Here is a 14,634-nt window from a genome sequence, read left to right as displayed (position 1 = left end):
GGAAAGAGCGATCAGATATGGTCGCTCTTTTTTATTTCAAGCGCATAAGCTCGTCCTCTGTCTGTCGTGATCTTTAGGTTACTGTTTTCCTCCACTAAAGGCCGTAGCCTTCGGATCAAGGTGTTCAAGGTCTCGTCGGCGTTGATCTTTCCCGGCCATAAGCTCTCGCAGATATTCGAGCGGTTCAAGATATGCGTAGGCGATAGGAAAAACATCTCCATCAAGGCATATTGCTGAGGGGTGAGTTTTAGTTTCTCCTCATTCTCCTTATAGAAGGAGGCGGTCTCGCAAGAAAGGTTCAAATTACCGAAAGAGATGGTCTTTCCCGGATGGATAGGCTGAGGCATTATCAACTCCTTTCTATAACGTTTAAGCAATAGGGGCAGGGTAGCGGATAAAAAGGCAAGCCCGAGGAATAGGCCGGGCAAAGATTTGTCCGATAGCCCGATAACCGCAAGGGTGGAGCAATTGGCGTACCCTTGGAATGAGATCCCGATATGATCCGTGGCAGTATTGGGGCTGTTCGCTATGGATGATGCCCAGATAATCGTATCGCTGGCGATATAATATTCGTTGAGTTTCTTGTTGGCATTAGCGGGAGCGTTTTCGGTTTGAGGATCTTTATTGAGTACGTGGATCACGATTCCCGTTTTCTTCTTGTCGGGCGTATAACTCAATGCGTCGGAAAAGTCCTTGTTATAACTTTCTATGGATACCGGATTGCCGAAAAGCTTGGATAGATTGGCATAGGTGCGTATGGAATCTTGGCTCATCCATAGGTGGGAGTTTTGCAGGATCGTTTGTTGCAACGCTTGATTCAAGTCTGTCACGATCGTTTTCTTGGCTTCCGTATAACTATGGAAACCGAAGCTGAACGAGAGGATCAGCATTAAGGAGGTACCCAAAACGGATAGATTGGCCGATAGTCGTGTATTCATTATTCGCTAGATTAGAATTAACATAAAAAGAACGCTCGAAGGTACTAAATATTATAGAAGGAAAGTATCCTTTTCGATAGGATTCGGGATGAAATAGACATAAATCCTGCTAAATGACCGGATGTCATGGAAATGTCATGGAAATGTCAGCTACTTATCCGGCGATTATTTACGTTGTTGTTGTCTGTTGCCTCTACTTTTGCCCGAAAACAAATCAAATAAGATACGGATATGAAAAGATTTCTGATGATGATGGCCTTGATAGGGCTTGTGGGAAACTGGAACTCGACGTTGACTGCCCAACTCGTCTCTCCCGATTCATTGTATTTGAACGAGGACTTGCCCGAGATAAACATTGTCGCCGTGAAACCCTTGATAAAGGCAGAGGCGGATAAGACTACTTACAGTATCGCCGAGGACCCGGATTCCCGAACCTATACTTTGCTGGAGATGTTGCGAAAAGTCCCTCTAGTGACCGTGGATGGCGAGGATAACGTGAAGGTAAACGGACAATCCAGTTTTAAGATTTATATGAACGGGCGTCCCTCGAATATGTTCTCTAATAATCCCAAGGAGGTCTTGCGTAGTATCCCCGCCAGCATGATCAAGAAAGTGGAGGTGATAACAGATCCCGGTGCCCGTTACGATGCGGAGGGTGTCAGCGGAATCTTGAATATCGTGACGAAAGGAGCGGAGTTCGAGGGATATAACGCGAGTATAAACACTACGGTGATGAACTTGTTTAAGAGTGCCGGTGGTTTCGCTACGCTGAAATATGGCCGATTATCGCTTTCCGGAAATTATACGTTTAGTCAACAATCGTCCGAGAGCGAGTCGGATTATCTCCGTACCCAGTCGGGAGACGGTGCGAAGCTCCGGATGCTCTCGGACGTAGACGTGAAATATCCGGCCCATTATGGAAGTCTGGAAGGCAGTTTCGAGATCGATACATTGAATTTGATCTCCTTGTCCGGAAACTTGAATATCGGAAACAGCAACTCTATTTGGAATAGCCATTATAGCAGGTTTGATAAAGAGGGGGAAGAAATCTATGCTTATAACGAGGATATGAGTAAGAAGAACGAATGGGGTAGTGCCTCCTTAAAAGCGGATTATCAGCGTTTATTCAAACGAAATAAGGAAGAGATGCTAACGCTTTCCTATCAGTACGATTATATCCCGAACGATATTTATAGCGTGTTTCATGATAAGGACAAGATGGGTAATGTCTCGTTACCCCAACTGGAGGCCGATTATACCCGGCAAATCAGTCATGCCCGTACCCATGAGCATACGGCCCAGCTTGATTACGTGAATCCTTTTACAAGTACGCATTCCATCGAGGGCGGTTTGAAGCTGATTCGGCGTAACAGTACGAGCCACGCTACTTCGGAGGTAAAGGAGTTGGGTGAGGGTGTCTGGTTACCCGCTGATTTACAACCTTTGGTGGAATATCGGCATGTGCAGAATATAGGCTCCGCCTATGCGGGATATGGATTTAAGTATGGTAAATGGAGCTTGAACCCGGGCATTCGTATGGAACATACTTGGCAGGACGTGACTTATAAACAAGGCGAAGGCAAGGATTTTAATTATCGTGTAACGGATTGGGTTCCTTCTTGGACCTCCGCTTTCCGCTTGGACGACCGGAATTTGTTTCGCTTGGCTTACAACTTACGTTTACGTCGCCCGAATATCAGCTATTTGAATCCTACGGTGTTCGTGTCTGGGACCTCTATCTCGTATGGAAATCCGGGATTGGTATCGGAGAAACATCATCGTCTTTCGGCGTCATACAGTTATTACGGAACGAAATTGAATGTGCAGGCTTCCGTGCTCTGCACCTTGGGAAAAGGGGTGATTGATGAGTATCTGTTCATTGATTCGGCGAATGTGGTGAATAGTACGTATGATAATCTCGTGGACGTGAAAGCAGCGGGAGGAAACCTTTATCTAAGCTATAATCCTTCGCCCCGGACAAGCGTGTCGCTGAACAGCATGTTGCATTATCTGGATTTACGGGCGCAGGAGGGGAATGAGGTTTACGATACGGATGTGCGTAATTCCGGCTTTTGTGGCTCTGCTTTTGTCGATTTCTCGCAGAAGTTTAAGTACGGGTGGCGTTTTGTCCTGTCGGGTGGATACGTGCGTTCCGAGCCGAATGTGGGGATGGACTCGTACGGCTTTTATTTTTACGGCTTGAGTGTGGTAAAGAGCTTCTTGAAGGATAAATTGACTTGTACGCTGCGGGCGCAAGATTTTCTGGGAGATCATAAGACGATACAGATTGACGAGCGATATCCGGACTTTCATATCCGGCAGACCGAGCGTATGTTTAGCCGTGGTTTCGGCATCGCCATTAGCTACCGGATCGGTGATTTAAAAGCGAGCGTGAAGAAAGCGGGGAGGAGCATAAGGAATGATGATCTGTTGGACGCTAAATAAAGAAGATGGTGTGCCATGATCCACAATATGGCACACCACCTACGGTATCATAACTCATCCAACCATTTCTTGCCGGGCTTTGTGTAAAGCCAAGCTAAGAAGATAGCGGCTAAAATGGTAACAACGAGCATCAACACTGTCAATCCATTTAAATCTTTTATCATGATCATATTATTTTAATATTCTATTTCCAACTCGGGCTAATAGGTAAGTACCTAAAATCCCTATATTTAACATACCCCAATTATTAATGTCGCCGATGTCTTTTGCTAATAGGAGCATTTCTCCTAATACCATCGTCGTAAACATTAATTTAGCCAAGTCAAAAAAGAACTTCCCTAAAGTCTCCCTTCGGACCTTGTCCCGTTCTTTCCTCATTGTCTGTTGTCTCTCCCAATTTCCCATAGTCCCTTGTTTTGGTTAATACTACTGATTATATGCAGGCAAATGTATATATTATCGGCGACCTGCCCAACTTTTTTATGTGGAATCGCTTATTTTCCCTAATTTTGTATCCCTAAAACGGATGAATGTGGAAGAGTATTTGAATCAACTGAATGAGAGCCAGCGGGAAGCGGTGGTTTACAATGAGGGGCCATCCTTGGTCGTGGCCGGGGCTGGCTCCGGTAAGACAAGGGTACTGACCTATAAGATTGCTTATTTATTGCAATTGGGATTGCCTCCCTATAGTATCTTGGCGCTGACCTTTACCAATAAGGCGGCCCGGGAGATGAAAGAGCGTATTGCGGCCATCACCGGTGACCAAACGGCCCGTCGGCTATGGATGGGAACGTTCCATTCCATCTTCTCCCGTATTTTACGGAACGAGGCGGAGCATATCGGTTATCCTTCCAATTTCACGATTTATGACGCCACTGATTCCAAGAGCTTACTGAAATCCATCATCAAGGAAATGCAATTGGACGATAAGGTGTACCGCCTAGGAATGGTGCAGAGCCGGATCTCCAACGCGAAGAACTCCTTGATAACTTATACGGCCTACGAGCAAAATAAAGAGCTCGTGGAAAGCGATATGAATGCCAAGGTCCCCTTGCTTCGGGAAATCTACAAACGTTACCAGAGCCGTTGCCTGCAAGCGGGAGCGATGGATTTCGACGACTTGTTGCTGCAAACCAATATCCTGTTCCGGGATCATCCGGCCGTCTTGGAGAAATACCGGAACTTCTTCCGGTATGTATTGGTGGATGAGTATCAAGATACGAACTTTGCCCAACACTTGATCGTGCAACGGCTTTGCGAGAGACACGGCCATATCTGCGTGGTAGGGGATGACGCCCAGAGCATCTATTCCTTCCGAGGCGCTAATATAGATAATATCCTGCAATTCAAGAATCTTTATACCGGTTGCCGTATCTTCAAGCTGGAACGGAATTACCGTTCCACCCAGAATATCGTGAACGCCGCCAATAGTTTGATCGACAAGAATACACGTCAGATACCCAAAACGGTCTATTCTGAGAAGGAGGCGGGCAGCAAGGTGAGTGTTTTCACCTCGTACTCCGATTATGAGGAGGGCTACACCGTAGCCGCCCGAATCAACGAGATGCACGGGATATTAGGGAAATTCTCGTATGCTGATTTCGCTATCTTGTATCGTACCAACGCCCAGTCCCGTATCTTGGAAGAGGCGTTGCGAAAGCGGGGCATCCCTTACAAGATTTATGGCGGTTTGTCTTTTTATCAGCGGAAAGAGATCAAGGACGTGATCTCTTATTTCCGCCTGATCGTGAACCCGCACGACGAGGAGGCCTTGAAGCGAATCATCAATTATCCCACCCGGGGAATCGGGGATACGACGGTAGGTAAGCTTGTCGGCGCCGCTACCGAGTACGGGGTAAGCCTGTGGACCGTACTTCAAGCCCCCTTGGAATATTCGCTACCGATAAATAATGGTACAGCTAAGAAACTGAGCGATTTCCGTAGTTTAATTGAAGTTTTCATTGAAGAGAATAAAAAACTCTCCGCGGAGGAATTGGCTACCTTGGTGGTGAAGCGTAGCGGCATCGTTTCCGACCTGTTTCAAGACCGTTCCGTAGAGGGCGTGAGCAAGCAAGAGAACTTGCAGGAGTTGCTGAAAGGTATCGCCGAGTTTTGCGAGATCCGGCGTGAGGAGGGCATGGAGCAAGTCGCTATGTCCGACTTCTTGGCGGAGGTATCCTTGCTCACCGATCAAGATAACGATAAAGAGGAAAACTCCGATAAGGTCACGATGATGACCGTACATGCCGCCAAGGGATTGGAATTCACGAATGTTTTCGTGGTAGGCTTGGAGGAAGACCTATTCCCCTCGTCCCTATCGAAAGATAACCCGAGAGCGGTAGAGGAGGAGCGTCGTTTGTTCTACGTGGCGATTACCCGTGCGGAGCAAAATTGCGTATTGAGCTATGCGAAGAGCCGCTATCGTAACGGGAAGACGGATATGTGTACGCCCAGCCGTTTCTTGAAGGATATAGACGCTAAGTATCTGGATATGCCTTCGGATGCCGGCGCTTCAGATGCATTCGCCTCGGCCCGTGAACGCTATAGGTGGGCGGTTGAGGATGATTTCGTGTCGCCGGTGAAGCAAGCGGCACAGCGTCAAGGGCATCTTACGAAGCTAAAAAACACGATGGAATCGTCCTTTTCGGCGGCTCCAGCCACGGATCTATCAGGGTTACATGTGGGTTCCAAGGTTCGCCATGATCGTTTTGGGGAAGGTGAGATTGTCTCGATAGAAGGAGAGGGTGGTAACGCGAAGGCTACGGTGGCCTTCGATCATTTCGGGCAAAAGCAGTTACTTTTGAAGTTCGCTAAACTTACTGTGTTGAATAATTGACGGTTAGCTTATGGCATGTCTGGGCATGCTACGAGCCGCATCGTATTTCGCACCGCATTTCGCACTACGTTTCGAATGACCAAGGTGTTGGTTTTTAGTTGATTGAATGAAAAAGGTATCGCTTTTTCGCACTGCGTTTCGCACTACTATATATAAGTATATTAGGAAAGATAAGAAAAAAAGAAGAGGCGACGTCACGTCGCCGTTTTTTTCCTTTAAAACACACAATAGTGTTCACGGTTGAATACAATAATGTTCGCCGCCAAACACAATAGTGTTCGTGGCTAAACACAATAGTCTTTAAATGAAAAATATAGTTGTATTTTTATTGCTTTTTCGGAGCGGAAACCTTGCTTTCTCCGAATGTTTTCGCTATATTTGCATATTTATTATGAAATATTGAGATACAGCATGATAGACATCAACAAGATACCCTCGCCTTGCTATGTGATGGAGGAGAATTTACTAAGAAACAACCTGTCCTTGATCAAGAGCGTAAAAGAACGTGCGGGAGTGAATATCATATTGGCTTTTAAGGCTTTCGCTTTATGGAAAGCGTTCCCGATCGTACGTGAGTACATTCCTTTTTCGACAGCAAGTTCTAAATTTGAGGCCCAATTGGCCTTCGAGGAAATGGGAAGTCCGGCGCATACCTATTCCCCGGCTTATACGGAGGCTGATTTCCCGTTGATCTTGAGATACAGTAGTCACGTTACGTTCAACTCGCTCTCTCAGTTCCATCGTTTTTATCCGATGGTGCGGGCGGATGGTAACCGGGTGTCTTGTGGGTTGCGGATCAATCCGGAATACTCGGACGTGGAGACGGACTTGTATAATCCTTGTGCCCCGGGTTCCCGGATGGGGGTGACCGGCGACTTGCTGGGAGACACGTTGCCGGAGGGTATCGAGGGGCTGCATTTCCATACCTTGTGCGAGTCCACTTCCTATGATCTGGAGCGGACGCTGGCCGAGGTGGAGAGGCGTTTTGGCCGTTTCCTGCCTCACGTCAAGTGGCTGAATATGGGAGGTGGTCATTTGATGACCCGTAAGGATTACGACGTGGAGCATTTAATCGCTTTACTGAAAGGCTTTAAGGAGAGATATCCGAACTTGGAGTTGATCATGGAGCCGGGTAGCGCCTTCGCTTGGCAGACCGGGTTCTTGCTGACAACCGTGGTGGATATCGTGGAGAACCACGGTATCAAGACGGCGATTATCGACGCCTCGTTCACCTGCCATATGCCGGATTGCTTGGAGATGCCCTACAAACCGGCTATCCGTTTCGCTACGGATGCCGTGGAGGGGAAACCTACCTACCGGATCGGGGGAAATAGTTGTTTGAGTGGTGATTATATGGGGGATTGGTCGTTCGATAAGCCTTTGGCGATCGGCGACAAGCTGATTTTCGAGGATATGATCCACTACACAATCGTGAAGACAAATATGTTCAACGGCATACCGCACCCATCCTTGGCCCTTTGGAGCAAGGACAACCAGTTGGTGATGTACCGTACGTTCGGCTATGAGGATTATAAGAACAGGATGGATTAAAAACAGAAACAAAATAAATATGGGTATTTTTAGCTTTTTCAGTAAAGACAAGAAGGAAACCTTGGATAAAGGTCTATCGAAGACAAAAGAAAGTGTTTTCTCCAAGATTACCAAGGCGATCGCCGGTAAGAGTAAGGTGGACGACGATGTGTTGGATAATTTGGAGGAAGTACTGATTACCTCGGATGTCGGTGTAGATACCACGTTGAAAATCATCGACCGTATCGAGAAGCGTGTGGCCCGTGACAAGTATGTCACCACCCAAGAATTGACCACCCTGCTGCGTGACGAGATCGCTAGCTTGCTGACAGAGAACAATACGGAGGATGCCGAGGGATTCGCACTTCCGGAGGGCAAGAAACCCTACGTGATCATGGTTGTAGGCGTGAACGGGGTGGGTAAGACGACCACGATCGGTAAGCTGGCTTACCAGTTCAAGAAAGCCGGCAAGAAGGTCTATCTGGGCGCCGCCGATACGTTCCGTGCCGCCGCCGTGGAGCAACTAGTGATCTGGAGCGAGCGGGTAGGCGTACCTATCGTGAAGCAGAACATGGGCTCGGACCCCGCTTCCGTGGCTTTCGATACGCTGAGCTCCGCCAAGGCGAACGATGCCGACGTGGTGATTATCGATACTGCCGGACGTCTGCATAACAAGATCAACTTGATGAACGAGCTTACCAAGATCAAGAACGTGATGAAAAAGGTGATTCCGGACGCCCCCCACGAGATATTGTTGGTATTGGACGGCTCTACCGGGCAGAACGCTTTCGAGCAAGCGAAACAATTTACCGCCGCCACCGAGGTGAACGCCTTGGCCGTGACCAAGTTGGACGGTACCGCCAAGGGGGGTGTCGTGATCGGTATCTCCGACCATTTCCGTATCCCCGTGAAATATATCGGACTCGGCGAGGGGATGGAGGATTTGCAAGTATTCCGCAAACGTGAGTTTGTCAATTCGTTATTTGGAGAATGAGAAAAAATAAAGTAGATATTATTACGCTGGGGTGTTCGAAAAACCTAGTGGACTCGGAGCAACTTATGCGCCAATTCGTTGCCAATGGCTATACGGTAGAGCATGATCCCCATAAGATCAATGGCGAGATCGTGGTGGTGAATACCTGTGGTTTCATCGGCGACGCCCAAGAGGAATCTATCAATATGATCCTCGAGCTGGGCGAGCAAAAGCAGAAAGGACGGATCGGGAAGCTCTTCGTGATGGGGTGCTTGTCGGAGCGTTTCTTGAAAGATCTGGAGAAGGAACTTCCCGAGGTAGATCGTTTCTACGGGAAATTCAATTGGAAGGAGTTGATCTCCGATCTGGGCAAGTCGTACCATCAAGAGCTGGCTACGGATCGTGTGCTCACCACCCCGAGACACTACGCTTACGTGAAGATCGGGGAGGGATGCAACCGTACCTGCTCCTACTGTTCGATCCCGATCATAACCGGGGCTTATCAATCCCGTCCGATGGACGAGATCGTAGACGAGGTTCGTGGCTTGGTCGCGCAAGGCGTAAAAGAATTCCAGATGATCGCCCAAGATCTTACGTTTTATGGCCTCGATCGCTATAAGCGAATGGCCTTGCCGGAACTGGTGGAGCGGGTATCCGACATCCCGGGCGTGGAGTGGATTCGTTTGCATTACGGGTATCCGTCTCATTTCCCCTATGACCTGTTGCCGGTGATGCGTGAGCGTGATAACGTTTGCAAGTATATGGACATCGCCCTCCAGCATATCAGCGACCCGATGTTGAGGATGATGCGCCGCAATATCACGAAGGCCGAGACGTATGAGCTGCTGGAGCGTATGCGCCGGGAAGTGCCGGGCATCCATCTACGCACCACCTTGATGGTGGGTCATCCCGGCGAGACGGAACAGGATTTCGAGGAGTTGATCCGCTTCGTGAAAGATATCCGCTTCGAGCGTATGGGCGCTTTCGCCTATAGCCATGAGGAGGGTACCTATGCCTATCAGCATTATAAAGACGAGATCCCGCAGGAGGTGAAGCAAGACCGACTGGATTACTTGATGCGTGTGCAAGAAGGCATCTCCGCCGACGTGAACGCCTCGAAAGTAGGGCAGACCTTCCGAGTGATCGTAGACCGGGAGGAGGAGGATTTCTACGTGGGACGTACGCAATACGACTCGCCCGAGGTAGATCCGGAAATATTGATTTCCAAGGATACTCCCTTGAGTCCGGGTAGCTTTTACCAAGTAAAGGTGATTGACGCACAAGCGTTTGATCTGTATGGTAAAGTGTTGAATTGATGTAAAAACTGTCAATATATTTGTCGGTTAACGAAAAAATAACTAATATAGCAGCACGAACTGTTATGGAATTAGATATGAAAAACAAGGAACTTATAACGGAATTGGCGAATCGCATGGATTGGACCTCGAAGGAGGTATCCGACATGCTTTCTGCGCTCAGTTCCGTCGTAAGTTCGAAATTAGTGGATAACGATACGATCTATCTGCAAGGCTTCGGCCAGTTCGAGGTGAAAAAGAAAGCGGAACGTATTTCCGTGAATCCGGCGAACGGGAAGCGATATCTGGTTCCCCCTAAATTAGTTCCCGTGTTCAAGCCCGGAACGACCGTGAAGAATCGTTTAAAGGAATTGGGTGATCATGAATAACCGGCTGAATATACAAGATTTAGCCGGTTTATTATCGGAGCGTACCGGCAAGGACAGAGGAGAGGTAGAGCGTTTCTTGAGAGATTTTATCTCGGTGGTATCCGAAGGGGTCTATACGGATAAGATCGTAAAAGTAAAGGGCTTGGGTACTTTCAAGATTATCTCTGTGGAGAAGCGGGAGAGTATCCACGTGAATACCGGTGAACGTTTCTTGATCCCCGAACATTATAAATTCTCTTTCCTGCCGGATAAAGACCTGCGGGAACAGGTAAACAAGCCTTTCTCTATCTTTGAGACGACAGAGATCAACGAGAACGTGGATTTCTCGGACATGGATGAGTCCGTAGAGGAGAAGGAAACGGAAGACGAGTCCGTGGAGGAGGTAATGCCGGATAAGGAAATCCCTTTGGCAAATACTCAGCCCAAAGAGAAGCCCGAACCGATACTAGAACCTGAACCTGAACCATTGCCTGAGCCAGAGCAAGCGTTTGATCCGGAGCCGTCATCGGTATCTGAACCGGAACGTGGATTGGAACCGGAACCGCCCGCGGAGCCATCTCCCATACCAGAGAGACCGGAAGAGCAAGCCCGTAGGAAACCGGAGGAAAAGGGGGTATTAATGATCGTCGCCTTTTTGATAATCGTAATCTCTGTATTCTTCTATCTGGGAAGAAATAATTGGAAACCGGCGCCTGCCCAAGAAGAGGTGATAACGGAAGCCAAGAATACGGCCAAGGACACGGTTCAAGAATCAGCTTGGATGCTTCATCCGGACTCGGTAGCGGAGAAGACCCCGCATACGGAACCGGAGCCTTATGTGGAACCGGCGCCAAAACCATTGGGGCAGGTGAAGATCAAGCATGGCGACCGCCTCACCGTGATCGCCTTGGAATATTATGGCAATAAATTATTCTGGGTGTATATTTACCAACATAATAAGGCTGTTATAAAAGACCCGAACAACGTCCCGATCGGTACCGTGATCGAGATACCCGCACCGGAATCGTATGGCATCGATGCCAAGAGCCGTGAGTCGCGGGAGAAAGCCGCCGCCCTACAAACAGAGATACTTGCCGGGGAGTAAGAGAAATCCCCCTTTTTTAAGTAAAATAAAACAAAACGAGGAAGTGTTGGTTAGTATTATTTAACTGCAAAAGTGAAGGATACGAATTTAACATTTCTAATTTTGTGCATCCTAAAAAATCAACGTAAAATTGGGACAATATAATAACAATATAATAGAATAAATCTTATGAGTCAGACAGTAGACATTCGTGAGTTGAATGAGCGAATTGAAAGTAAAAGCTCGTTTGTGAACATGATTACGATGGGTATGGACAAAGTAATCGTCGGACAAAAGCATTTGGTTGAATCCTTGTTGATCGGTTTGCTTTCGGACGGACATATCCTGTTGGAAGGTGTGCCGGGTTTGGCTAAGACACTTGCCATTAAAACATTGTCGTCGTTGATCGACGCTAAATACAGCCGAATCCAGTTCACCCCGGACTTACTTCCGGCCGATGTGATCGGTACGATGATTTACAGTCAGAAAAGCGAAGAGTTCCAGGTAAAGCAAGGCCCGATCTTCGCTAATTTTGTGTTAGCGGACGAGATCAACCGTGCCCCGGCGAAAGTACAGAGTGCCTTGTTGGAGGCCATGCAGGAGCGTCAGGTCACGATCAGCGAGCATACCTACAAGTTGCCGAAGCCTTTCTTGGTAATGGCTACCCAGAACCCGATCGAGCAGGAGGGTACGTACCCGTTGCCTGAGGCGCAGGTAGACCGTTTCATGTTGAAGGTGATCATCAATTACCCGAAGAAGGAGGAGGAGAAACTGATCATACGCCAGAATATATCCGGAGAACGTCCGGAGATCAAGCCGATCTTAACGAAAGAGGAGATCCTCGACGCCCGTAACGTGGTTCGTGAGGTTTATTTGGACGAGAAGATCGAGCGTTACATCGTGGATATCGTCTTCGCTACCCGTTTCCCGGCTGAGGCTGGTTTGCCGAACTTGGCGAGCATGATCTCTTTCGGCGCTTCCCCTCGTGCGTCTATCAACTTGGCGTTGGCCGCCCGTGCGTACGCTTTCATCAAGCGTAGGGGCTATGTGATCCCGGAGGATATCCGTGCGGTATGCCACGACGTGATGCGCCATCGTATCGGCTTGAGTTATGAGGCCGAGGCGAACAACTTGACTTCAGAGGAGGTAATCAGCGAGATACTAAATAAAGTAGAAGTTCCTTGAGAATTGAAAATTAAGAATTGAAAATTGAAAATTAATCGAAAGAGACAAGCCAATTTTCAATTCTCAACCTTCAATTACCAACAATAAATTTTCAATTTTTCATTTTCAATTTTCAATTACCAAGTGGAGACAAGTGAATTATTAAAAAAGGTCCGCCGTATCGAGATAAAGACCCGTGGTCTTTCCCGTAACATCTTCGCCGGCCAGTACCATTCGGCTTTCAAGGGCCGTGGTATGGCGTTCAGCGAGGTAAGGGAATATCAATACGGCGATGATATCCGGGATATCGACTGGAACGTCACCGCCCGCTACGTCCGCCCCTACGTCAAGGTGTTCGAGGAGGAGCGTGAGCTGACGGTGATGCTGCTGATCGACGTGTCCGGTAGCCGTGACTTTGGCTCCGTCAACGTCATGAAGAAGGAGGTGATCACCGAGATCGCCGCTACCTTGGCTTTCTCGGCGATACAGAACAACGATAAGATCGGCGTGGTGTTCTTCTCGGACAAGATCGAGAAGTTTATCCCGCCCCAGAAAGGAAAGAAACATATCCTCTATATTATCCGGGAGCTGATCGATTTCCATCCCGAGGAGACAAGAACGGATATCAGCCAAGTGTTGAAATACTTGACCAACGCCATCAAGAAGCGTTGCACGGCTTTCCTCATCTCCGATTTTATTGACAAGGAGGGTTTCAAGGACGCCTTGACGGTGGCCAACCGCAAGCATGACATGGTAGCCATTCAGGTGTACGACCGTCGTGAGACCGAGCTTCCCGCCGTAGGCCTTATGAAGATCAAGGACGCCGAGACCGGGAAGGAGCAATGGATAGACAGTTCCTCCGCCCGTGTGCGTGCGGCCTATAAGGAATGGTGGGAGAAACGGCAGGCGAAGATGAGCGATACGTTCAAGAAATGCCGTGTAGACTCCGTCTCTGTCCGTACCGAGGATGATTATGTGAAAGCATTGATTGCTCTTTTTGACAAACGTAATTAAAGCAAGCAGATGAAATTGATAAAGAAAAGTATCCTGTTTCTGGTCGCCGCCGCTTCCCTCGTGGGGGGAAGGGCATATGCGCAAAGGCCGTTGATCGATGTCGCTATCGACTCGGCCGCCATATTGATCGGAGAGCAGACTACCTTGCACCTTACGGTAACGGCGGATAAGGATCGCCCTGTGCAGATCGTGATCCCGAACGATACCTTGATGACGGGTGTGGAGGTGTTGAATCTCTCCAAGGCGGACTCCACGGAGATCGAGAACGACCGGCTCGTTATCAAGCAGGATGTATTGATTACCTCGTTTGATTCGTCACTCTATCTGTTACCTCCGTTGAAGGTGATAGACGGGGTGGATACCGTATATTCCAACCAAGTCGCCTTGAAGGTCTCCACGATTCCCGTGAACGCGGACAAGCCGGAGGAGTTCAACGACATCAAGACCGTATGGAAGCCACCTTTCGTATGGGCCGATTATTATCCGATCATTTACGGGATCTTGCTGGCCCTGTTCTTGATTTGCGTGATCGCCTATATCGTGAAACGGATCCGTGCGAAGAAGTCGTTGATACCATTCAAGAAAGAGGAGCCGAAACTTCCGCCTCACGAGCAGGCTATCAAGGAACTGGACGAGATCAAGCAACAGAAACTCTGGCAGCAAGGACGAAGCAAGGAGTATTACACCTTGATCACGGATACGCTGCGTAAGTATATCGAGGATCGTTTCGGCATCAGTGCCATGGAGATGACTTCCGGAGAGATCTTAGACCTGATCCGCAAGAACTCCGAGGCGCAGAGCGTGTACGATAACTTGAGGCAGATTCTGCAATTGGCCGACTTCGTGAAATTCGCCAAGATGAACCCGCTGCCGGATGAGAATGATTTGAGTATGATGAACGCGTATTTGTTCGTGAACCAGACGAAGGTGGAGGAGATGCAAGAGCCGGAATCTACGAACGATACAACTAATTTAAAGGATTAAGAG

12 protein-coding genes are annotated in these 14,634 nt (G+C 48.3%); 10 read left to right on the top strand and 2 right to left on the bottom strand.

Annotated elements, in window-relative coordinates; genetic code table 11:
* Positions 1-11: 11 nt before the first annotated feature.
* On the bottom strand, positions 12-938 hold the full coding sequence (locus ACESPU_RS04330) for a helix-turn-helix domain-containing protein (protein WP_373133156.1): 927 nt from the start codon (positions 936-938) through the stop codon (positions 12-14).
* Between the two features lie 231 nt (positions 939-1,169).
* On the opposite strand from ACESPU_RS04330, the gene ACESPU_RS04325 reads away from it, so the two are divergent.
* Complete coding sequence (locus tag ACESPU_RS04325) at positions 1,170-3,383, top strand: TonB-dependent receptor domain-containing protein (RefSeq protein ID WP_373133155.1); 2,214 nt, start codon at positions 1,170-1,172, stop codon at positions 3,381-3,383.
* 171 nt (positions 3,384-3,554) lie between these two features.
* Here the strand turns inward: ACESPU_RS04325 and ACESPU_RS04320 are convergent, their stop codons facing one another.
* Positions 3,555-3,788 carry a hypothetical protein gene (locus ACESPU_RS04320; RefSeq protein ID WP_005862659.1) on the bottom strand — a complete coding sequence of 78 codons (234 nt, stop codon included), beginning with the start codon at positions 3,786-3,788 and terminating at the stop codon, positions 3,555-3,557.
* Between the two features lie 121 nt (positions 3,789-3,909).
* Between ACESPU_RS04320 and ACESPU_RS04315 the strand changes: the two genes are divergently transcribed.
* From ACESPU_RS04315 to ACESPU_RS04275, 9 genes are all read left to right on the top strand, one after another.
* Positions 3,910-6,219, top strand: a complete 2,310-nt coding sequence (locus ACESPU_RS04315; protein ID WP_217772259.1) for a UvrD-helicase domain-containing protein — start codon at positions 3,910-3,912, stop codon at positions 6,217-6,219.
* Between the two features lie 411 nt (positions 6,220-6,630).
* On the top strand, positions 6,631-7,770 hold the full coding sequence (gene nspC / locus ACESPU_RS04310) for a carboxynorspermidine decarboxylase (protein ID WP_087344446.1): 1,140 nt from the start codon (positions 6,631-6,633) through the stop codon (positions 7,768-7,770).
* 19 nt (positions 7,771-7,789) lie between these two features.
* Entirely contained in the window at positions 7,790-8,743 is a 954-nt protein-coding gene (ftsY, locus tag ACESPU_RS04305; RefSeq protein ID WP_005857252.1) for a signal recognition particle-docking protein FtsY, read from the top strand.
* On the top strand, positions 8,740-10,038 hold the full coding sequence (gene rimO, locus ACESPU_RS04300) for a 30S ribosomal protein S12 methylthiotransferase RimO (protein ID WP_048927244.1): 1,299 nt from the start codon (positions 8,740-8,742) through the stop codon (positions 10,036-10,038). The genes ftsY and rimO overlap by 4 nt, the downstream gene beginning before the upstream one ends.
* A gap of 77 nt (positions 10,039-10,115) precedes the next feature.
* A complete protein-coding gene (locus ACESPU_RS04295; RefSeq protein WP_008778384.1) occupies positions 10,116-10,406 on the top strand; it encodes an HU family DNA-binding protein in 291 nt (96 codons plus the stop codon).
* Complete coding sequence (locus tag ACESPU_RS04290; protein ID WP_005857245.1) at positions 10,399-11,490, top strand: HU family DNA-binding protein; 1,092 nt, start codon at positions 10,399-10,401, stop codon at positions 11,488-11,490. The genes ACESPU_RS04295 and ACESPU_RS04290 overlap by 8 nt, the downstream gene beginning before the upstream one ends.
* Positions 11,491-11,658: 168 nt before the next feature.
* Positions 11,659-12,654, top strand: a complete 996-nt coding sequence (locus ACESPU_RS04285; protein ID WP_005857243.1) for a MoxR family ATPase — start codon at positions 11,659-11,661, stop codon at positions 12,652-12,654.
* 123 nt (positions 12,655-12,777) lie between these two features.
* The gene (locus ACESPU_RS04280; RefSeq protein WP_005857241.1) at positions 12,778-13,647 is read left to right on the top strand and encodes a DUF58 domain-containing protein; all 870 of its coding nucleotides are present in this window, start codon (positions 12,778-12,780) and stop codon (positions 13,645-13,647) included.
* A gap of 9 nt (positions 13,648-13,656) precedes the next feature.
* A complete protein-coding gene (locus ACESPU_RS04275) occupies positions 13,657-14,631 on the top strand; it encodes a hypothetical protein (RefSeq protein ID WP_121962310.1) in 975 nt (324 codons plus the stop codon).
* The last annotated feature ends 3 nt before the right edge of the window (positions 14,632-14,634 follow it).

The sequence above is a fragment of the Parabacteroides sp. 20_3 genome, assembly GCF_964238835.1.
Classification (GTDB): Bacteria; Bacteroidota; Bacteroidia; order Bacteroidales; family Tannerellaceae; genus Parabacteroides; species Parabacteroides distasonis.
This window is presented reverse-complemented; position numbering and strand designations above follow the sequence as displayed.